The organism is Paramagnetospirillum marisnigri (genome assembly GCF_001650715.1).
GTDB classification, from domain to species: Bacteria; Pseudomonadota; Alphaproteobacteria; order Rhodospirillales; family Magnetospirillaceae; genus Phaeospirillum; species Phaeospirillum marisnigri.
This window is the reverse complement of sequence record NZ_LWQT01000020.1, coordinates 13,988-33,709: the sequence shown is the minus strand read 5'-3', so window position 1 is coordinate 33,709 and position 19,722 is coordinate 13,988. Positions and strand designations below refer to the sequence as shown.

Here is a 19,722-nt window from a genome sequence, read left to right as displayed (position 1 = left end):
CATGACCACCAGCGATTCCCCCGACATCCTGCACGACCGCAAGGCCTGGCTGGACCGCGCCAAGACCCTGTCCGAGGCGCTGCCCTTCATGCGCCAGTTCTCGGACCAGACCCTGGTGATCAAGTTCGGCGGCCACGCCATGGAATCCGAGGACCTGGCCCGGCTGTTCGCCCGCGACGTGGTGCTGCTGAAGCAGGTCGGCATCAATCCGGTGGTGGTCCATGGCGGCGGCCCCCAGATCGACGCCATGCTGAAGCGGCTCGACATCCAGACCCCCCGGGTCGACGGGCTGCGCTTCACCGACGAAGCCACCGTTGAGGTGGTGGAGATGATCCTGGCGGGCAAGATCAACAAGCAGATCGTCTCGGCCATCAACGAGGCGGGCGGCTTCGCCGTCGGACTGTCGGGCAAGGACGGCCACCTGATCCGCGCCCGCAAGCTGCGCCGCACCAAGAAGGACCCCGACAGCAATATCGAGAAGGTCCTTGACCTGGGCTTCGTCGGCGAACCCGCCGAAATCACGCCCCATATCCTGGAATTCTTCCGCAAGTCCGACATCATCCCGGTGATCGCCCCGGTGGGCATGGGCCCGGCGGGCGAGACCTACAACATCAACGCCGATACCGCCGCCGGAGCCATCGCGGGCGCCACCAATGCCCGGCGCCTGTTGATGCTGACCGATGTGGCGGGCGTGCTGGACAAGGCGGGCAACCTGATCCCCGAGATGACCGCCGCCCAGGTCAAGGCCTATATCGCCGACGGCACCATTTCGGGCGGCATGATCCCCAAGGTGGAGACCTGCCTGGAGGCGGTGGAACTGGGCGTCGACGCCGCCGTCATCCTGGACGGTCGGGTTCCCCACGCGGTGCTGCTGGAACTGTTCACGCCCCACGGGGTCGGTACTCTGATCAAGGCGGGATAAGTCCGCTACTTCCGCAAGTCTTGGACGCCGCGACGCCCCGTCGCGGCGTTTTTTTTTTCCCAGCCCCATGGATTCAGGTGCCGGGCTCAGACCATTCTTTAGTTATAAAATAACCGCATCAGTCGAATTCCTATGCAGACGCAGCATCCGACTTGAGGCATACCAAGACGAACACAGCGAAATTACGTACAAAAGGTTGCTGAAACTGTACACGCCGATTCAACGTGCATGTTCCATCCGACATATTCACGTTTTTTCCATCATTTCGAGCAGCCTTTCCCTCTTGCCTTTACCTGACTACTAGAGCAAGTATTGGGCAATTCATGAGTCCAGAGGGAACCATGCCCCGTAAGAAGGCAAATCGAGGGAGAACGCCAGCAGGCGCGCCCAATCCAATTGACGTGCATGTCGGTTCGCGCATGCGGCTGCGCCGCACCCTTTTGGGGCTCAGCCAGGAAAAGCTGGGCGAGATGATCGGCCTGACCTTCCAGCAGGTGCAGAAATACGAGCGCGGCGCCAACCGCATCAGCTGTTCGCGCCTGTTCGACCTGTCCCGCGCCCTGGAAGTGCCCATCGCCTATTTCTTCGACGACATGGCCGACTCGGTCAGCGCCATGAGCCCGGTGCAGATGGTCCGCGAGCCGCCGGTATCCGAGCCCGCCCCGGCCGAGATCGACCCCCGCCTGCGGCGCGAAACCTTGGAACTGGTGCGGAACTACTACTCCATCACCGACCCCGATGTGCGACGCCGGATTTATGATCTGGCCAAGGCGCTCAGCAACCGCACCGACGACGCCTGATACCGATAGGTTTTCCCGCCGGGCAGGAAAACCTATCGTCGCGAGGATGGGGCCTGACGGCGCCTCCTCCATTGCCTATACTGCCGTCATGCCGGAACTGCCCGAAGTCGAAACCGTCGCCCGTGGCCTCGCCCAAGTCTGGGAGGGGCGCCGCTTCATCTCCGTCACCTGCCGTCGCGCCGGACTGCGCCAGCCCTTCCCCAGGGATTTCGCCCAACGCCTGACCGGACGGCGAGTGGATAAGGTGGGGCGGCGCGCCAAATACCTGGTGGTGCGCCTGGACGACGGGCTGGTGCTGCTGGGCCATCTCGGCATGTCGGGACGCATGGTGATCTCTGGCCTGCGCAACGAGCCCCCCGGACCTCATGATCATGTGGAATTCGTCACCGACCAGTCGGTGGTGGTGACCTTGACCGACCCCCGCCGCTTCGGCTTGATGACCCTGTGCGATCAGTCGGAGCTGGCCAGCCATCCGCTGCTGGCCGGGATCGGCCCCGAGCCGCTGGACGACGCCTTCGCCGCCCCGGTCCTGGCCGAGGCCCTGGCGGGCAAGGCCACCCCCATCAAGTCGGCCCTGCTGGATCAAAGGCTGGTGGCGGGACTGGGCAATATCTATGTCTGCGAAAGCCTGTTCCGCGCCGCCATCGCGCCGACGCGGGACGCGGGGTCGCTGGCGCCCGATGAAATCCGCCTGCTGACCGACTGCATCAAGCAGGTGCTGCGAGAAGCCATCGCGGCGGGCGGCTCGTCGCTGAAGGACCATGTGCGGCCCGATGGCGAGCTGGGCTATTTCCAGCACGCCTTCAAGGTCTACGGCCGCGCCGGCGAGCGCTGCGACGACTGCCCCGGCGCCCCGGCCTGCGGCGGAATCCAGCGGATCGTTCAGGCCGGACGCTCCACTTTCTATTGTGCAGAGCGGCAACGGTGATGGTATAGCCATGATCATGCGCATTATCCGGCAAGCCGTTACCGCTTTAGCGATTCTGCTGGCTCCGCCCGCCTGGGCCGAGGGCTTTCTCGGTACCTATGAGGACCTGCCGCTGGCCCCCGGCCTGGCCGAGGTCCCGGGATCGGGCGTGGTGTTCGACTCGCCTTCGGGCCGCATCGTCGAGGCCCATGCCAGTGGAACCGTCAAGGCCGCCGATGTCCTGAGATTCTACGCCGCGACCCTGCCCCAGCTCGGCTGGACGCGGGAAAGCGACACGCTCTATCGCCGCGAGGCCGAGGTCCTGCGCCTCGATCCCGTGGCCCATGGCCGCTCGCTGGCCGTCCGTTTCGCCATCACCCCCGAATAATCGCCAGGGAAGGAAGATTTCAAATGGCTTTCGAGAACATCACCGTCGAGACCCGTGGCAATGTAGGCCTGATCACCCTGAACCGGCCCCAGGCCATGAACGCCTTGTGCGCCGCCCTGATCAAGGAACTGGGCCAGGCGCTGGACACCTTCGAGGCCGACGATTCCGTCGGCGCCGTGGTGCTGACCGGATCGGAAAAGGCCTTCGCCGCCGGAGCCGACATCAAGGAAATGGCCTCGCGCGGCTATATGGACGTCTATCTGTCCAACTTCATCACCAATGGCTGGGAGCAGATCACCAAGTGCCGCAAGCCCATCGTCGCGGCGGTGGCGGGCTTCGCGCTGGGCGGCGGTTGCGAGGTCGCCATGATGTGCGACTTCATCCTGGCCGGTGACAACGCCAAGTTCGGCCAGCCCGAGATCACCATCGGCACCATCCCCGGCGCCGGCGGCACCCAGCGCCTGACCCGGGCCATCGGCAAGTCCAAGGCCATGGAAATGTGCCTCACCGGGCGCATGATGGACGCCGCCGAGGCCGAACGCGCCGGTCTGGTCAGCCGCGTCATTCCCGCCGCCGAGCTGGTGGACGAGGCGGTGAAGGTCGCGGGCAAGATCGCCGCCCTGTCGCGCCCCATCGTCATGCTGTGCAAGGAGTCGGTCAACGCCGCCTTCGAAACCACCCTGACCCAGGGCATCACCTTCGAGCGCCGCCTGTTCCACTCCACCTTCTCCACCGAGGATCAGAAGGAGGGCATGGCCGCCTTCGTCGAGAAGCGCAAGCCCGCCTTCAAGAACCGCTGAGTGACGCTTCGGGGGCGGGCCGAGTGGTTCGCCCCCGATTCACCACTTGACGAGGCGAGGCGCTGCCCATATAAACGCGCCTTCGAATTTGCATCCAGGTTCAAGGTTCTCATCCATGGCTCATCATCAGTCGGCTAAGAAGCGCATCCGTCAGACCGAACGTCGCACCGAGGTCAACCGCGCCCGTGTGAGCCGCATCCGTACCTTCGTCAAAAAGGTGGAACTCGCCATCGCCTCGGGCGATGCCCAGGCCGCCAAGGTCGCCCTGCACGAAGCCGAGCCGCAGCTCATGCGCGGTGTCCAGGCGGGCGTACTGCACAAGAATACCGCGTCGCGCAAGGTTTCCCGCCTGACCGCCCGCGTCAAGGACATGAAGCCCCTGGCCTAGTCGCCTGGGCTGAAAACTCCTGCGTTTTCAAGGGCCGCACCCTCGGGTGCGGCCCTTTCCATTGGCAAGCCCCGGAGACTCCAGGGCTTCTTGAATGCAAGCGAAAAATTTTCGACGTTCGCGTTCCGATCACGTTGCCAGCCCCCTCCCACATCGGTAGAGTCGCTTTCCTCGGCGGGGGGCAATAAGTAACCCATCGATGAATCTCGACAATTTGAGTATTTTTACTTCTGCTTTGCTTCACAAGCTCTGTGAAGCAGACCACAGATCGCTTGTGATATTTTGTAATATGTTTGCCCGAGATGTTTACAGTCTAGCCCCCTTCGGAGTATGACTCGCGACGGCAGCCTGAGCCGGATTTCGTCTGACAGCGAATCCTTCTTGGGCTTGAGGCGATTGCCTCCCCCATGAGGGGAGACGCCAAGACCGCCGGAGACCACGCCGAAGGGAAGACGGAAGGGGGATCCGCAGTCGCGCCAAGGGAACGGTGGCGACAAGCAGGTGCCGTGAAAGCAGTTGGGGATGGATATGGTCAAGACCGAGTGGGATAGGGTGAAGGTCAGGCTGCGCGACGAAGTCGGCGACGCCGCCTATCGCTCGTGGCTGCGCCCCATCACCCTGCATGGCGTCAACGGCGGCGACGTCAAGCTGGCGCTGCCGACCCGCTTCATGCGCGACTGGGTCGCCACCCACTACGCCGAACGCATTCGCACCCTGTGGGGCGCCGAGAATCCCGAGGTTCGCACCGTGGAGATCGTGGTGGGCGCCACCCGCGCCACCGCCGCCCCGGCGCCGAAGGCCGCCGAGGTGCCGACGCCGTCCCAGGTCGCCGCCCCCGCCCGCCCCGCCCCCGTCCCGTGCGCCCCGATGCCCACCGCCCAGGCCGAGGCCGACGATCTCGGCGCGCCGCTGGACCCGCGCTTCACCTTCAAGAATTTCGTGGTGGGCAAGCCCAACGAATTCGCCTATGCCGCCGCCAACCGGGTGGCCGACGCCGAGGTGGTGTCCTTCAATCCGCTGTTCCTCTATGGCGGCGTGGGACTGGGCAAGACCCATCTGATGCATGCCATCGCCCACCAGATCCGCGAGCGCAGCCCCGGCCGCACCGTGCTGTATCTGTCGGCCGAGAAGTTCATGTACCGCTTCATCCGGGCGCTGCGCCACCAGGACACCATGTCGTTCAAGGAGCAGTTCCGCTCGGTGGACGTGCTGATGATCGACGACGTCCAGTTCATCGCCGGCAAGGACGCCACCCAGGAAGAGTTCTTCCATACCTTCAACGCCCTGGTGGACCAGGGCCGCCAGATCGTCATCTCGGCCGACAAGTCGCCCAGCGACCTGGAAGGCATCGAGGAGCGGCTGCGCTCGCGCATGGCCTGCGGCCTGGTGGCCGACATCCACGCCACCACCTATGAGCTGCGCCTGGGCATCTTGCAGTCCAAGGCCGAGCAGATGGGAGTGATCATCCCCCAGAAGGTGATGGAGTTCCTGGCCCACAAGATCACCTCCAACGTCCGCGAGTTGGAAGGCGCGCTCAACCGCGTCGTCGCCCATTCCCAGCTGGTGGGCCGCGCCATCACCCTGGAAAGCACCCAGGAGGTGCTCCAGGACCTGCTGCGCGCCTCGGACCGCCGGATCACCATCGAGGAGATCCAGAAGAAAGTGGCCGAGCATTTCACCATCAAACTGTCGGAAATGTCCTCGGCCCGGCGCTCGCGTCAGGTGGCCCGGCCGCGCCAGATCGCCATGTATCTGGCCAAGCAGCTCACCTCGCGCTCGCTGCCCGAGATCGGCCGCAAGTTCGGCGGCCGCGACCACACCACCGTCATGCACGCGGTGAAGAAGGTCGAGGAGTTGAAGGAAACCGACCACAACTTCGCCGAGGATGTGGAACTGCTGCGGCGCATGCTGCAGGGCTGATTCCTGTCGGTGAAATCGCTTTTGGAGTCGCGGGCCTGTGATATACTGCCCAGCCCTGCCTCAGGGGGGTAGGATTGAATCACATTGGGTAGTCAGCAGAACGCCATGAAACTGACCATCGAGCGCGCCGCGCTGTTGAAATCGCTGGCCCACGTCCAGAGCGTCGTCGAACGCCGGACCACCATTCCGATCCTGTCCAACGTCAAGCTGGAAGGCCGCGCGGGCCTTCTCTCGCTCAATGCCACCGACATGGATCTCGACATCATCGAGTCGGTTGCCGCCGACGTGGTACGCCCCGGCGCCACCACCGCCCCGGCCCACACCTTCTACGAGATCGTGCGCAAGCTGCCCGACGGCAGTCAGGTGGAAATCGAGTATTCCGCCGATGATGGACAACTGACCCTGCGCTCGGGCCGCTCCAAGTTCTCGCTGGCCTGCCTGCCGGTGGAGGATTTTCCGGTCCTGTCGGGCGGCGAACTGCCGTTCAGCTTCACCCTGGCCTCGGCCGAGTTGAAGACCCTGATCGACCGCACCCGCTTCGCCATCTCCACCGAGGAAACCCGCTACTACCTCAACGGCATCTATCTGCATGCCGCCACGGGCAGCATCGGCGAGGTTCTGCGCGCCGTGGCCACCGATGGCCACCGCCTGGCCCGGGTCGAGATCACCCTGCCCGCCGGTGCTGCCGGCATGCCGGGCATCATCATCCCGCGCAAGACCGTGGCCGAGATCCGCAAGCTGATCGACGAGACCGATGCCGACATCACGGTGTCCCTGTCCGAGACCAAGCTGAAATTCGCCTTCGGCGACGCGGTGCTGACCTCGAAGCTGATCGACGGCACCTTCCCCGACTACGAGCGCGTGATCCCGGCCGACAACGACAAGGTCCTGATCGTCGACTGCAAGAGCTTCTCCCAGGCGGTGGACCGTGTCTCGGCCATCTCCACCGAGAAAAGCCGCGCCATCAAGCTGGCCCTGGAAAAGGGCACCGCCACCCTGTCGGCCTCCAGCCCGGAGAACGGCAGCGCGGTGGAAGAGCTTGAGGCCGACTATGATTCCACGCCGCTGGAAATCGGCTTCAACTCCCGCTACCTGATGGACATCCTGGCCCAGGTGGAGGGCGATGCCGCCCGCTTCGCCATGGCCGACGCCGCTTCGCCCACCGTGGTGCGCGAAGTGGCCGATGGCAGCGCCATCTATGTGCTGATGCCGATGCGGGTTTGACCGGGGCGGAGGGCGACGGCCGCATGGCGGAAGCCCCGGACCGGCTGGCGGTCTGCCGCCTCAGTCTGGTGGATTTCCGCTGCTATGCCCGCCTGCGCCTGGACTGCGACTCTCGGCCGGTGGTGCTGACCGGCCCCAATGGGGCGGGCAAGACCAATCTGCTGGAGGCCCTGTCCTTCCTGGCACCCGGCCGGGGCATGCGACGGGCGGCCCTGGGCGAGGTGGCCCGGCACGGTTCCAACCCCGAGGGGACCTGGGCGGTGGCGGCGGTGCTGGCCGATGGCGCCGAGATCGGCACCGGGCGCGAGGTGGGATCGGAACGCCGGTCGGTGCGCCTGGATGGCCAGACGGCCAAGCCGGGCGATCTGGCGGGACGGGTTTCGGCGCTGTGGCTGACCCCGGCCATGGATCGCCTGTTTACCGAGGGGGCCTCGGGGCGGCGGCGGTTTCTCGACCGGCTGACCTTCGGGGTGTTTCCCGGTCATGCCCGCGAGGCCGGTGCTTTCGAGCACGCCATGCGCGAGCGCAACCGGTTGCTGAAGGCTCGCCGCGACGGACGCGGCGCCCGGGGCGACGGAGCCTGGCTGGCGGCGCTTGAGGACGGCATGGCGCGGCACGGCGTCGCGGTGGCCGAGGCCCGCCTGACGGCGGTGCGCCTGCTGGACGAGGCCTGCGGCCGGGGGATCGGGCCGTTTCCGGCGGCCCGGCTGGCCGTGGAGGGCGAGGTGGAGGATTGGCTGGCGCAAGGACTGGCGCCATCCGAGGCCGAGGCCAAGCTGCGGGAGTCTCTTACGCGCGCGCGCGCGAGGGACGAGGCGGCGGGCGCCACCACCATGGGACCGCATCGCTCGGACCTTCAGGTCCGTCACGCGGCCAGGAATTTGCCGGTGGGGCAGTGTTCCACCGGCGAGCAGAAGGCGGTTCTGGTGGCCATCGTGCTGGCCCAGGTCCGGGTTCAGCGGAGTTCCACCGGCAGGGCGCCGCTGCTGCTGCTGGACGAGATCGCGGCCCATCTGGACGATACGCGCCGGGCCGCCTTGTACGACGAGCTGTGCGCCCTGGGGGTGCAGAGCTGGATGACCGGAACCGACGAGCCGATGTTCGATGGTTTCGGCGAAAGAGCCCAGTTTTTCCGGGTGGCGGATGCCTCCGTCACCCCCAGAGCAAGGTCATAGATGTGATGAGCACCGAACCCCAGCCCCATGAACCGACCGCCGCCCAGAATGGCGCCGAGGAATACGGCGCCGGCCAGATCCAGGTGCTGCGTGGCCTGGAAGCGGTGCGCAAGCGGCCGGGCATGTATATCGGCGACACCGACGATGGGTCGGGCCTGCACCGCATGATCTACGAGGCGGTGGACAACGCCGTCGACGAGATCATGAACGGCTTCGGCGACCGCTGCGATGTGGTGATGAACGCCGATGGCTCGATCCGGGTCACCGACAACGGCCGCGGCATCCCGGTGGACATCCACCCCGAGGAAGGCATCTCGGCGGCCGAGGTGGCGCTGACCAAGCTGCATGCGGGCGGCAAGTTCGACCAGAACTCCAACCGCATCTCGTCGGGCCTGCACGGCGTCGGCATCTCGGTGGTCAACGCCCTGTCGGAATGGCTGGAGCTTCGCATCTGGCGCCATGGCAAGGAGCACTTCATGCGCTTCCGCCACGGCGAGACCGAGGCGCCGCTGACCGTGGTGGGCACCTGCGGCGACCGTACCGGCACCCAGGTGCTGTTCCTGCCGTCCAAGGGCACCTTCTCCCACACCGATTTCGATTTCGACACCATCGAGCACCGGCTGCGCGAGCTGGCCTTCCTCAACAACCGCGCCACCCTGACCCTGGTGGACGAGCGCCACGCTGAAACCCGCACCGCCGAGCTGCATTACGAGGGCGGCGTCCAGGCCTTCGTGCAATGGCTGGACCGCTCCAAGGAAGCGCTGCATGCCCCAATCCTGATCGGGGCCGAGCGCGACGTGGTCCGCATCGAGCTGTCCATGGAATGGACTGACAGCTACCACGAGACCTGCCTGTGCTTCACCAACAACGTGCCGCAGAAGGACGGCGGCACCCATCTGGCGGGCTTTCGCGCCGCCCTGACCCGCACGCTGAACAACTACGCCAATGAGTCCGGCATCGCCAAAAAGGAAAAGGTGGCGCTGAGCGGCGACGACATGCGCGAAGGCCTGACCTGCGTGTTGTCCATCAAGATGCCCGATCCAAAATTCTCGTCCCAGGCCAAGGAAAAGCTGGTCAGTTCCGAGGTCCGCCCCATCGTCGAAAGCCTGGTGGCCGAGAAGCTAGCGGAATGGCTGGAGGAGCATCCCTCCGAGGCCCGCAAGATCGTCACCAAGGCGGTGGAAGCCGCCGCCGCCCGCGAGGCGGCCCGCCGGGCGCGCGAGCTGACGCGGCGCAAGGGCGTGCTGGACATCGCCACCCTGCCGGGCAAGCTGGCCGATTGCCAGGAACGCGACCCGGCGCTGTCGGAACTGTTCATCGTCGAGGGCGACTCCGCCGGTGGCTCGGCCAAGCAGGGCCGCAACCGCGCCAATCAGGCCATCCTGCCGCTGCGCGGCAAGATCTTGAACGTGGAGCGCGCCCGCTTCGACAAGATGCTGTCCTCGGCTGAGATCGGCACCTTGATCGCCGCTCTCGGCACCGGCATCGGGCGCGAGGACTTCAACGCCGACAAGGCGCGCTATCACAAGATCATCATCATGACCGACGCCGATGTGGACGGCAGCCACATCCGCACCCTGCTGCTGACCTTCTTCTATCGCCAGATGCCGGAACTGCTGGAGCGCGGCTATCTCTACATCGCCCAGCCGCCGCTCTATCGCGCCAAGCGCGGCCAAAGCGAGGTTTATCTCAAGGATGACCGCGCCCTGGAGGAATACCTGATCGACGCCGGACTGTCTGACGCGGTGCTGCGCACCGCCCAGGGCGCCCAGCGCACCGGCGCCGATCTGCGGGCGCTGACCGAACAGGCCCGGCTGGTGAAGACCCTGCTGGGGCCGTTGACCCGCCGGGTGCCCATGAAGGTGGTGGAACAGGCCGCCATCGCCGCCGCCCTCGATACCACCTTGCTGACCGACGCCCAGCGCGGCCCCGCCATGGCCGCCACCGTCGCCGCCCGCCTCGACGCCCTGGAAAGCAAGCTGGAGCGCGGCTGGAACGGCCAGTGGCTGGAAGGCGAGGGCTATGCCTTCACCCGCACGCTGCGGGGCGTCACCGAGACCCATCTGCTGGACGCCGCCATCATCCGCTCGGCCGAGGCCCGCAAGCTCAACGAGCTGTCCTCGGTGCTGCGCGAGACCTTCCAGGACGTGGCCGCCCTGATCGCCAAGGACAAGGAGACGCCGCTGGCCGGTCCCGTCGCCCTGGTCACCGCCGTGATGGAGCAGGGCCGCAAGGGCATCAGCATCCAGCGTTACAAAGGCCTGGGCGAGATGAATCCGGAACAGCTGTGGGAAACCACCCTGGACCCGCAGGCGCGCTCGCTGCTGCAGGTCCGGGTCCATCAGGCCGACGATGCCGAACAGGTGTTCTCCACCCTGATGGGCGACGTGGTCGAACCGCGCCGCGACTTCATCCAGACCAATGCGCTGAAGGTCTCGAACCTGGACGTGTAGGGTTTGTGTCGGGTGACGCATAAAGCGCAAACGCGACCCATAACGCGCTAATTTTTGACGCGTAATGTGCAAAGGCCGCTCCCAACGGGGCGGCCTTTGGTGTTCCTTGAATCCACATCGCGGGCGGTGGAACTGGCTTTTCGCCCCAGAATGACCGAATTGGGCCGATTCTGTTGAAAAACCCCATCGATGGCGGCGTGGCGCTCGATGGTGCCGACACGATCTGACGAGACTGTGTTGCCCTGTCCCGCTCAGGTCGCCGGGACCAATTGCTGCATGGGGATGAGCTTCGCGAGTTTCCGGAGGTTCTGGGCGGTGGCGGCGAGAAGGAATTCGTCGCGGGCACCGTTTGGTCCCCGCAATCTGAGCCGATCCAACTTCAGGATGCGTTTGAGGTGGGCGAACAGCATCTCGACTTTCTTCCGTTCGCGCCGTGAGGTGACGTAGGCATCTGTCTTCGCGATCTCGCGCGCCATGTCGCGGGCGCCTTCGTGAATCGATCGCGGGATTTTGCGCGCGGGTTGGCCGGGGCAGCAGCGCGGTTTGAGCGAGCAGGCATCGCAGTCGTGCTTGCTCGCGCGATAGCGCATGAAGCCGTCCTTGTCGACGCCGGGCCGCGGGGTGGCGTAGGTGCGGTGATACTGCTTCAATTCCTTGCCGGCAGGACAGGTGTAGCAATCGTGCTGATGATCATAGGGGAAGTCGGCGCGGGCAAAGCTACCGTCGCTGCGGGCGGATTTGTCGAATACCGGAATATGCGGCTCGATGCCGCGCTCATGGACAAGCCAGGCGAGGTTCTCGGCCGAGCCGTAGCCGGCGGGCCAAATGCCAAAGCGCTCTTGTGTGCGGTCAATCATGATGCGCTGGGCGGTGACCTCGGCTTGGCGCACTGCCGTCGTCGCTTCCACGTCCATGATCACGGCGTGCTTCAGGTCGATCAGGTAGTTGGTGCAATAGGCGAAGAAGGCGTGGCCGCCATTGGCGCCGGTCCATCGGGCTGCCGGATCGGCAAGCGAGATGAACTTCGGCACAACCGGCGTCGCCGCACCGAAGGCGGTATCGTCGAGGGCTGCCAGATATTCGCGCACCGCTTGACCGGTAGCCTCGTCCGGCAGTCCTTCGTCGCCTGGCACCGAGCGCTGCCGGTTGGCATCGGCCTTGATCATGCTGGCATCGACCGCGAAGCCCTCACCGCCGACCATGCCTTCCGCCATACAGCGTTCCACCGTTGCCTCGAACAGCTGCCGCAGCAGGTCGCTGTCACGGAAACGGCCGTGCCGGTTCTTCGAAAAGGTCGAGTGGTCGGGAACCGTACCCTCGAGTCCAAGCCGGCAGAACCAGCGATAAGCCAGATTGAGATGCACTTCGTCGCAGAGCCGCCGCTCCGAGCGGATGCCCATACAGTAGCCGATGATCAGCATCCGGATCATCAACTCGGGATCAATCGATGGCCGACCGGTCTCGCTGTAATAGGGCCGCAGCTGCTCGCGGATGTCGCCGAGATCGACGAACCGGTCGATCGAGCGCAGCAGGTGATCAGAAGGCACGTGGTGCTCGAGACTGAACTCGTAGAACAATGCCGGCTGGTCGATGTGGCGCTCACCCATCATTGGCTCGTCTCCCGCGGCTCAGATCGATTGAATCAGAGCATCAGCACCTCAGCAACCGGGAGTTTTTCAACAGAATCTACCCAACTCGGTCACTCCCGATTGCTTCTCCCGCGCCTTAAATCATGTGCGTGCTAAATCCCGGTGGAAGACGGCGATTTTGGCAACCCGAGTATGACAATAACCCAGAGGTGAATTCCCCCTTGATGGATTGACCAAAGGAGCGACGAGCTATACCTTCGGTACGCCTGCCTATCCAGAAGAGGCATGCCTTCGGCACGTTTGCTTTATCAAGTAGCTCCGAGGGGATTTAACGCCGAGGCCCCGTGTCTTCGTCCTTTGTCCATTCAAGAGCGATCCAAGCATGATCAATCGCAGCCACGCCGCCAGCTCTTCCGAATCTTGCCTCGATTCGCCCGATCTGAATGCATTCGGTCGAACGATAAAGCGCATGTTCAATGCGTTGGACAACGTTCGCCTCTCGACCATCAGCGTGATCATCACCGGCTTGACCGTCGTGGTCTTCGTGGTTGGTGTCGCCGCCACCATCATGACCCTGCATAACGTGTCGACCATCGCATCCACTTGGCGCGGCTTCGATACCGGATTGGGGCGGCGCATCGACCTTCTGGCCCAACTGCGAGGCCATCTCGGCTATGGCGGACTGGCGCAGCATTGGGGTTCATGGGTGGGAGGTGACAGTGGCGCCAAGGCCGCCCTGGCCGACGACATCCTGGCCATTCGCGCCTTGGCCCCGGCCTGGGCCGGTGCCAATCCCGGCCCGGAGGAACGGGATTCCCTGGCGGTCGTGATGCGCACGGTAGATGGCTACGAATCCGCCTTGGCTGCTGGCCGGAAGGACGTGGTGAGCGGCGATGCCGAGGCCCATAAGGCCCTGAGCCGCATCGCCGAAATCCTGCGGCACGAGCGCGCCATCGGCGCTAACGCGGTAGAGGATGCCATGTGGCGCCTGGGCGCTTCGGTGGGCGGTGTGATGTTGGTCTCGGCCGTCTTGCTGGTGCTGCTGACCTTGTTCTTCTTCTGGTTCACCCGCTTTCGGGTTCTGATCCCCATCAACGCCTCGGCCCGTTCCATGCGGAAACTGGCCGATGGCGACAAGGCGGCACGGGTTCCCTTCATCGAAAAGAGTGATGAACTGGGTGACATGGCGCGGACCGTGGCCATCTTCCGCGAGAACATGATCCGCGCCGATCAGTTGGAGACTGAGAAGCGAGCTGCCGATCAGGTGGTGCTCAATCAGGCCAATCGCCGGGCCGAGCTGACCGGGGCTTTCGGCATCTCGGCTGATCGCCTGCTGGCGGTGGTGGAAGGATCAGTTTCCAAGGTGCGCCAATCTTCCCACGAAGTGCTGCGCCTAGCCGAGGAAACCGGGGCCGAGGCCACCGCCGTCGCCACTACGGCGGGGCAGGCGGCCAGCAATGTTCAGCAGGTGGCTGCGGCTGCCGAACAGATGGGTGCCTCCATCCAGGAAATCGGCAGCAGCGTCAGCCGCTCCACCACCATTACCCGTCAGGCGGTCGACGGCATCACTGCCCTGGATTCCACCATGGTGGAGCTCTTGACCGCTACCGAGACCATCGGCGAGATCGTCGCCCTGATCGAGGAGGTGGCCGCCCAGACCAATTTGCTGGCGCTCAACGCCTCAATTGAGGCGCAGCGGGCCGGCGATGCCGGCAAGGGCTTTGCTGTGGTCGCCAACGAGGTCAAAACCCTAGCCGGCCAGACTGCGCGGGCCACCAGCGAGATTTCCGAGCACATCGGTGGCATCCAGGGACGCACCCAGGCTGCCGTTCGGGCTTTGAAGGGGGTGGCTGGCATTGTCACTGAGGCCGATACGGTGGTGTCGTCCATCGCCGCTGCCATCGAGCAGCAAAGCGCCACCACCCGCGAGATCGTCCGCAATGTCCATGAGGCGGCCCAGAGCAACAGCCACGTCACCGAGGCCATGAACCGCCTCGCCGCCGAGGCCAGTCAGGTCAAGAACACGGCCGCCTCCATGGTCGAGACCATCGATGAATTGGGCCGTGAAGCTTCTGAAATGCAAAGCACCGTCCGCACATTCCTTACCGAAGTGCGCTGAGTCTGGGAGAGTCCCCTGTGTCCATTCTGACCCGTTCGAAACGCGTCATCACCACCGCAGAGGTTATGGAATCTCGCGGTATCAATCGGCGCGAATTCCTCGGTTTTTGCTCCATGATGGCGGTAATGCTGGGCCTGGGGCCAGAGGGCTCGGGCAAGATCGCCCAAGCCATGGAGGTCAAACCCCGTGTGCCGGTGCTGTGGCTGCACGGCCTTGAATGCACCTGCTGTTCGGAAAGCTTCATCCGTTCCAGCCATCCCCAGGCGTCGGACGTGATCTTGTCCATGATTTCCCTGGATTACGACGATACCCTGATGGCGGCGGCTGGCGATCAGGCCGAGGCCATCGTCGACGAGATCATCCGGGACTATAAGGGTAACTATATCCTGGCGGTGGAAGGCAATGTGCCGCTGGCCCATGACGGCTGGAACTGCATCGTCGGGGGCCGTCCGTTCAAGTCGCGGCTGCAGGAAACCGCCCGGCATGCCAAGGCCATCATCGCCTGGGGCACCTGCGCCGCTTTCGGCTGTGTCCAGGCGGCTCGGCCCAATCCGACCCAGGCGACACCCATCTCGCAACTGGTCGAGCATGTGCCGGTGATCAACGTTCCCGGCTGCCCGCCCATCGCCGAGGTGATGACCGGCATCCTCACCTATATGCTGACCTTCGATCGCCTGCCCGATCTGGACCGGCAGCGGCGACCCAAGATGTTTTATGGCCAGCGTATCCACGACAAATGCTATCGCCGCGCCCATTTTGACGCCGGCCAATTCGTGGAATCCTGGGACGATGAGGGCGCACGGCAGGGCTATTGCCTGTACAAACTGGGCTGTCGCGGCCCGACCACCTACAACGCCTGTTCCACCATCGGCTGGAATGACGGCGTCTCCTTCCCCATCAAATCCGGCGCCCCCTGTATGGGCTGTTCCGAGGAGGGATTTTGGGATCGCGGGCCGTTCTACGAGCGACTGCAGGGCATGCAACAATTCGGCATCGAATCCAACGCCGACATGGTTGGCAAGGCGGCAGCCGTGGGGATTGGCGCCGCCGTCGGCGCCCATATGGCCGTCTCCGTGGCGAAAAAGGCGCTGCAGGGCCGCAAGGACAATGCCAGCGATGAGGGGAACCCGTCATGACCGTCCTTCCCACCCCGGATGCCTCCGGCCGCCGCGTCATCATCGATCCCATCACCCGCATCGAGGGCCATCTGCGCATCGAGATCAATGTGGATGACCGCAATGTCATCCGCAACGCGGTCTCGGTGGGCACCATGTGGCGGGGGCTGGAGAACATTCTCAAGGACCGCGACCCCCGCGATGCCTGGGCCTTTGCCCAGCGGGTCTGCGGCGTGTGTACCGGCATTCATGCCTTGGCCAGCCTGCGCTCCGTCGAGGACGCTCTGGCCATCAAGATCCCCGAGAACGCCAATCTGATCCGCAACATCATGACCCTGACCCTGTATGCCCAGGATCATCTGGTTCATTTCTACCATCTGCATGCTCTGGATTGGGTCGATGTGGTTTCGGCGCTTCGGGCCGATCCGGCGGCGACGTCTACTCTGGCCCAATCCATTTCGTCCTGGCCCAAATCCTCGCCCGGCTATTTCAAGGATATCCAGGCCCGCATCGCCAAATTCGTGGGTTCTGGCCAGTTGGGGCCTTTCCGCAATGGCTATTGGGGACATCCCGGCTACAAGCTGCCCGCCGAAGCCAATCTGATGGCCGTGGCCCATTACCTGGAAGCTCTGGAATTCCAGCGCGAGATGGTTAAGATCCACACAGTGTTCGGCGGTAAGAATCCCCATCCCCACTGGGTCGTAGGTGGCGTCCCTTCGGCCATCAACGTCCACAATACCGGGGCCGTCGGCGCCATCAACATGGAACGCCTCAATCTGGTGGTGGAGATTGCTCGCCGCACCCAGGAGTTCATCACCCAGGTTTACGTCCCCGATCTTCTGACCATCGCCTCGTTCTACAAGGATTGGGTCCAGTGGGGCGGTGGGCTGTCGTCCATGAACCTGATGTCCTATGGCGAGTTCCCCGGCCGGGCCAACGACACCTCAAACGACAATATGGGCATGCCGCGTGGCGCCATCATCGGTGGTGACCTCTCCCGCATCCACGAGGTGGACCTCAAGGACCCCAGCCACATCCAGGAATTCGTCGACCATTCCTGGTACAAATACCCCGACGAGGGCAAGGGGCTGCATCCCTTCGACGGCATCACCGAATGTGATTTCCGCCTGGGGCCTGCGGGTAAGATCGACAAGGACTTTCTGACCCAGGTCGATGAAACGGCCAAGTACAGCTATGTCAAGGCTCCCCGCTTCAAGGGTGAGGCCATGGAGGTGGGGCCGCTGGCCCGGCTGGTTATCGGCTATGCCGCTGGCCGCGCCGATATCCGCCAGTTGGTTGATGGGGCGCTGAAGAAGCTGGATGTGCCGCTGTCGGCACTGTTCTCCACCCTGGGGCGCACGGCGGCGCGCGGGCTGGAAGCGCAATGGGCCGCCGACCGGCTGGTGACCACCGTCAACGACCTGATCGCCAATATCCGCAACGGCGATATCAACACCTGCGCCACCGAGAAGTGGGAGCCGTCCAGCTGGCCCGCCACCGCCAAGGGCGCGGGGTATTGCGAGGCGCCACGCGGCGCGCTGGGTCATTGGGTAGTCATCAAGGACGGCCGCATCGCCAATTACCAATGCGTGGTTCCCACCACCTGGAACGCCTCGCCCCGCGATGCCAAGGGCAAGATCGGAACCTACGAGGCGGCGCTGATGGGCACTCCCATGGCCGATCCATCGCGGCCACTTGAGGTGCTGCGCACCATCCACAGTTTCGACCCGTGTCTTGCCTGCGCTACCCATCTCTACGGCCCCGACGGCGAGCCTATCGTCGACGTGAAAGTGGTGTAGCCATGGGATACCAGCGCCTGCCCGATGATGGCGATCTGCCTCCGCAGCGGATCTTCGACTGGCCGTGCCGGGCCTGGCACTGGATCAACGCCCTGCTGGTGGTGGTCCTGATCGTCAGCGGCTATCTGATCGGCACGCCCCTGCCGTCCAGTTCGGGCGACACGTCCAGCCTCTATGTGATGGGCTGGCTGCGCTTCGCCCACCTAGCCAGCGGCCAGCTCTTTGCCCTCGGCTTTCTCTTCAGGGTCTATTGGGCGTTTAACGGCAACCAATACTCTTGGCAATTGTTCTTGCCCACCTTCTGGAAGAAGAGCTGGACTGACGGCTTCTGGGCCCAGATCAAATGGAACCTGTTGCTGCTGAAGCTGGCACCGCGCTATGTCGGGCTTAATCCCGTGGCCAACGTCATCATGCTGGTGTTGTTCGTGCTGCCGTCGCTCCTGACCATTCTAACCGGATTCGCCATGCTGGCCGAGGTGACTGGCCATGATTCCTGGCAGTATTTTTGCTTTGGTTGGATGGTGTCCATCTTCGGCAATACCCTGGATCTGCACCTGCTCCACCGGCTGTGCCTGTGGGCCCTGGTCTGCTTCACCATGTCGCACATCTATATCGCCATCCGCGAAGATGCTGTCGGCCGTCAGACCATGGTTTCGACCATGCTGTCGGGCATCAGGCAATACAGGCGGTAAGCGTGACCACCCTGATCTTGGGAGTAGGCAACCTGTTGTGGGCGGACGAGGGAGTCGGCCCCCGATTGATCGAGTTGCTGCGCCAACGCGGCCGCACCGGGGATGCGGAACTGGTGGATGGCGGCACCCAGGGGCTTTACCTGCTGCCGCTGCTGACCAGCGCCGAGCAGGTGGTGCTGCTGGACGCCGTCGATCTGGGCCGCGCGCCGGGCGACATCGTCGTGCTTGAGGGCGAGGGCATTTCGTCCCTAGGCCAAGGGCGGCCCCTGTCGTTGCACCAAAGCAGCCTGCACGATCTCCTGGCAGCAGCCGCCCTGATCGGCCAAACCCCGGCGCGCCTCGGCCTGATCGGCATCCAGATTGCCGATACCAGCACCTGGGGGGCAGGGCTTACGCCGAACGTCGAGGCAGCATTACCTAAAGCGGCGGTCATGGTTGAGCAATGGGTTGGTTAGAGTTTCGAGCACCATCATGCCGTTCCGATGATGGCCGCCAAGTGCGAACGCCCCAACAGTCAAAGGACCGAATTTGGCACATAAGGGCCACATACTCGGCCATCGCCCAACGGCTGCTTTCGAGCGCAGCTCCCGGGTTAAAGGACGACCGCCCTGGGCGCGAACACGCCCCGGCTCTCGCTAAATTTTGACACGTAACATGCAAAGGCCGCTCCGAACGGGACAGTCTTTCGTAATACCTGCCTGAACGACCAAGGCCTGCTGCCCCCCGAAACGCCTGGTTCAGCATGCGCACGACCCGTTCGGCGGGCAGCGAGAAATCCACCTCGATGCCGAGCCCTTCGCGGTTGAAGTCGTCGAGCACGTTGAATTGACCTGATGCCGTCATCCTCGTAACACCCCCACGCCTCCCTCCGTCTAATGGTGACCACACCAACGGCAGGAGAAAGTCATGCCCATGAGCACTCTGGAGAAAGAACTGGTGGCGCTCGCCATCTCGGTGGCGGCGGGATGCCGACCCTGCGTCACCCATCACCTGGTCGAGGCCCGGAAGGCCGGAGCCGACGATACGGCCATCGAAACGGCGGTGGCCGGTGCCGTCTGCGTGCGCAAGGCGGCCACCGAGGGGATGCGGCGCCATGCCCTCGGCCTTGATCCGGTCAAGAAGGGATGCGGCTGCGCTGTCGCCGAACCCTTGGCCGAGATGATCTCCCTGGGGGCCGCCCTGGCGGTCAACTGCACCGCCGAAATCCACAAGCACCTGGGGGCGGCGCGGTCCCTGGGGCTGCAGCAAAACCGTCTCGATGCCATCTTCGCCCTGGCCGCGACCATCCGGGGACGCGCCGTCGCCCATGCCGAGGCCCGGTTCGGCGGCGGCGAGGCGTCCCGCTCGGATTGCTGGGGAGAGGCGCCCAAGGCGGCCCGCTGCTGCTGATCCCGGACGTCATCACGACACCAAGGGCGGCGCCATCTGGCG

General features: G+C 64.4%; 17 protein-coding genes. 16 read left to right on the top strand and 1 reads right to left on the bottom strand.

Annotated features, from left to right (window positions below; genetic code table 11):
* The first annotated feature begins 1 nt into the window (after position 1).
* The 10 genes from argB to gyrB all read left to right on the top strand — a co-directional run bounded on the left by argB (position 2) and on the right by gyrB (position 10,977).
* Positions 2-922, top strand: a complete 921-nt coding sequence (gene argB, locus A6A04_RS00920; RefSeq protein WP_068489369.1) for an acetylglutamate kinase — start codon at positions 2-4, stop codon at positions 920-922.
* Between the two features lie 419 nt (positions 923-1,341).
* Entirely contained in the window at positions 1,342-1,722 is a 381-nt protein-coding gene (locus A6A04_RS00915; protein ID WP_322096752.1) for a helix-turn-helix domain-containing protein, read from the top strand.
* A gap of 88 nt (positions 1,723-1,810) precedes the next feature.
* On the top strand, positions 1,811-2,650 hold the full coding sequence (gene mutM / locus A6A04_RS00910; protein WP_068489485.1) for a bifunctional DNA-formamidopyrimidine glycosylase/DNA-(apurinic or apyrimidinic site) lyase: 840 nt from the start codon (positions 1,811-1,813) through the stop codon (positions 2,648-2,650).
* Positions 2,651-2,660: 10 nt separating this feature from the next.
* Positions 2,661-3,017 (top strand): hypothetical protein, encoded by a 357-nt coding sequence (locus A6A04_RS00905; RefSeq protein ID WP_245651042.1) that lies wholly within the window; start codon positions 2,661-2,663, stop codon positions 3,015-3,017.
* Positions 3,018-3,040: 23 nt separating this feature from the next.
* Positions 3,041-3,817: an enoyl-CoA hydratase gene (locus A6A04_RS00900; protein ID WP_068489367.1), complete on the top strand. Its 777-nt coding sequence runs from the start codon at positions 3,041-3,043 to the stop codon at positions 3,815-3,817.
* A gap of 115 nt (positions 3,818-3,932) precedes the next feature.
* A complete protein-coding gene (gene rpsT, locus A6A04_RS00895; RefSeq protein WP_068489366.1) occupies positions 3,933-4,205 on the top strand; it encodes a 30S ribosomal protein S20 in 273 nt (90 codons plus the stop codon).
* A gap of 522 nt (positions 4,206-4,727) precedes the next feature.
* A complete protein-coding gene (gene dnaA, locus A6A04_RS00890) occupies positions 4,728-6,125 on the top strand; it encodes a chromosomal replication initiator protein DnaA (RefSeq protein ID WP_068489365.1) in 1,398 nt (465 codons plus the stop codon).
* Between the two features lie 105 nt (positions 6,126-6,230).
* Positions 6,231-7,349, top strand: a complete 1,119-nt coding sequence (gene dnaN / locus A6A04_RS00885; protein ID WP_068489364.1) for a DNA polymerase III subunit beta — start codon at positions 6,231-6,233, stop codon at positions 7,347-7,349.
* A 23-nt stretch (positions 7,350-7,372) separates the two neighbouring features.
* Positions 7,373-8,524 carry a DNA replication/repair protein RecF gene (gene recF / locus A6A04_RS00880; RefSeq protein ID WP_068489483.1) on the top strand — a complete coding sequence of 384 codons (1,152 nt, stop codon included), beginning with the start codon at positions 7,373-7,375 and terminating at the stop codon, positions 8,522-8,524.
* A gap of 5 nt (positions 8,525-8,529) precedes the next feature.
* On the top strand, positions 8,530-10,977 hold the full coding sequence (gene gyrB, locus A6A04_RS00875) for a DNA topoisomerase (ATP-hydrolyzing) subunit B (RefSeq protein ID WP_068489482.1): 2,448 nt from the start codon (positions 8,530-8,532) through the stop codon (positions 10,975-10,977).
* Positions 10,978-11,228: 251 nt separating this feature from the next.
* Here the strand turns inward: gyrB and A6A04_RS00870 are convergent, their stop codons facing one another.
* The gene (locus A6A04_RS00870; RefSeq protein WP_068489363.1) at positions 11,229-12,587 is read right to left on the bottom strand and encodes an IS1182 family transposase; all 1,359 of its coding nucleotides are present in this window, start codon (positions 12,585-12,587) and stop codon (positions 11,229-11,231) included.
* 448 nt (positions 12,588-13,035) lie between these two features.
* On the opposite strand from A6A04_RS00870, the gene A6A04_RS00865 reads away from it, so the two are divergent.
* The 6 genes from A6A04_RS00865 (at position 13,036) to A6A04_RS00840 (ending at position 19,680) form a co-directional block, all read left to right on the top strand.
* Positions 13,036-14,685, top strand: a complete 1,650-nt coding sequence (locus A6A04_RS00865) for a methyl-accepting chemotaxis protein (RefSeq protein WP_068489362.1) — start codon at positions 13,036-13,038, stop codon at positions 14,683-14,685.
* A 17-nt stretch (positions 14,686-14,702) separates the two neighbouring features.
* Positions 14,703-15,821, top strand: a complete 1,119-nt coding sequence (locus tag A6A04_RS00860; RefSeq protein WP_456095281.1) for a hydrogenase small subunit — start codon at positions 14,703-14,705, stop codon at positions 15,819-15,821.
* A complete protein-coding gene (locus A6A04_RS00855; protein WP_068489361.1) occupies positions 15,818-17,599 on the top strand; it encodes a nickel-dependent hydrogenase large subunit in 1,782 nt (593 codons plus the stop codon). The genes A6A04_RS00860 and A6A04_RS00855 overlap by 4 nt, the downstream gene beginning before the upstream one ends.
* 2 nt (positions 17,600-17,601) lie before the next feature.
* Complete coding sequence (gene cybH, locus A6A04_RS00850) at positions 17,602-18,291, top strand: Ni/Fe-hydrogenase, b-type cytochrome subunit (RefSeq protein WP_068489360.1); 690 nt, start codon at positions 17,602-17,604, stop codon at positions 18,289-18,291.
* 2 nt (positions 18,292-18,293) lie between these two features.
* Entirely contained in the window at positions 18,294-18,746 is a 453-nt protein-coding gene (locus tag A6A04_RS00845; protein WP_068489359.1) for a hydrogenase maturation protease, read from the top strand.
* Positions 18,747-19,197: 451 nt separating this feature from the next.
* Complete coding sequence (locus A6A04_RS00840; RefSeq protein ID WP_068489358.1) at positions 19,198-19,680, top strand: carboxymuconolactone decarboxylase family protein; 483 nt, start codon at positions 19,198-19,200, stop codon at positions 19,678-19,680.
* Positions 19,681-19,722: the final 42 nt, after the last annotated feature.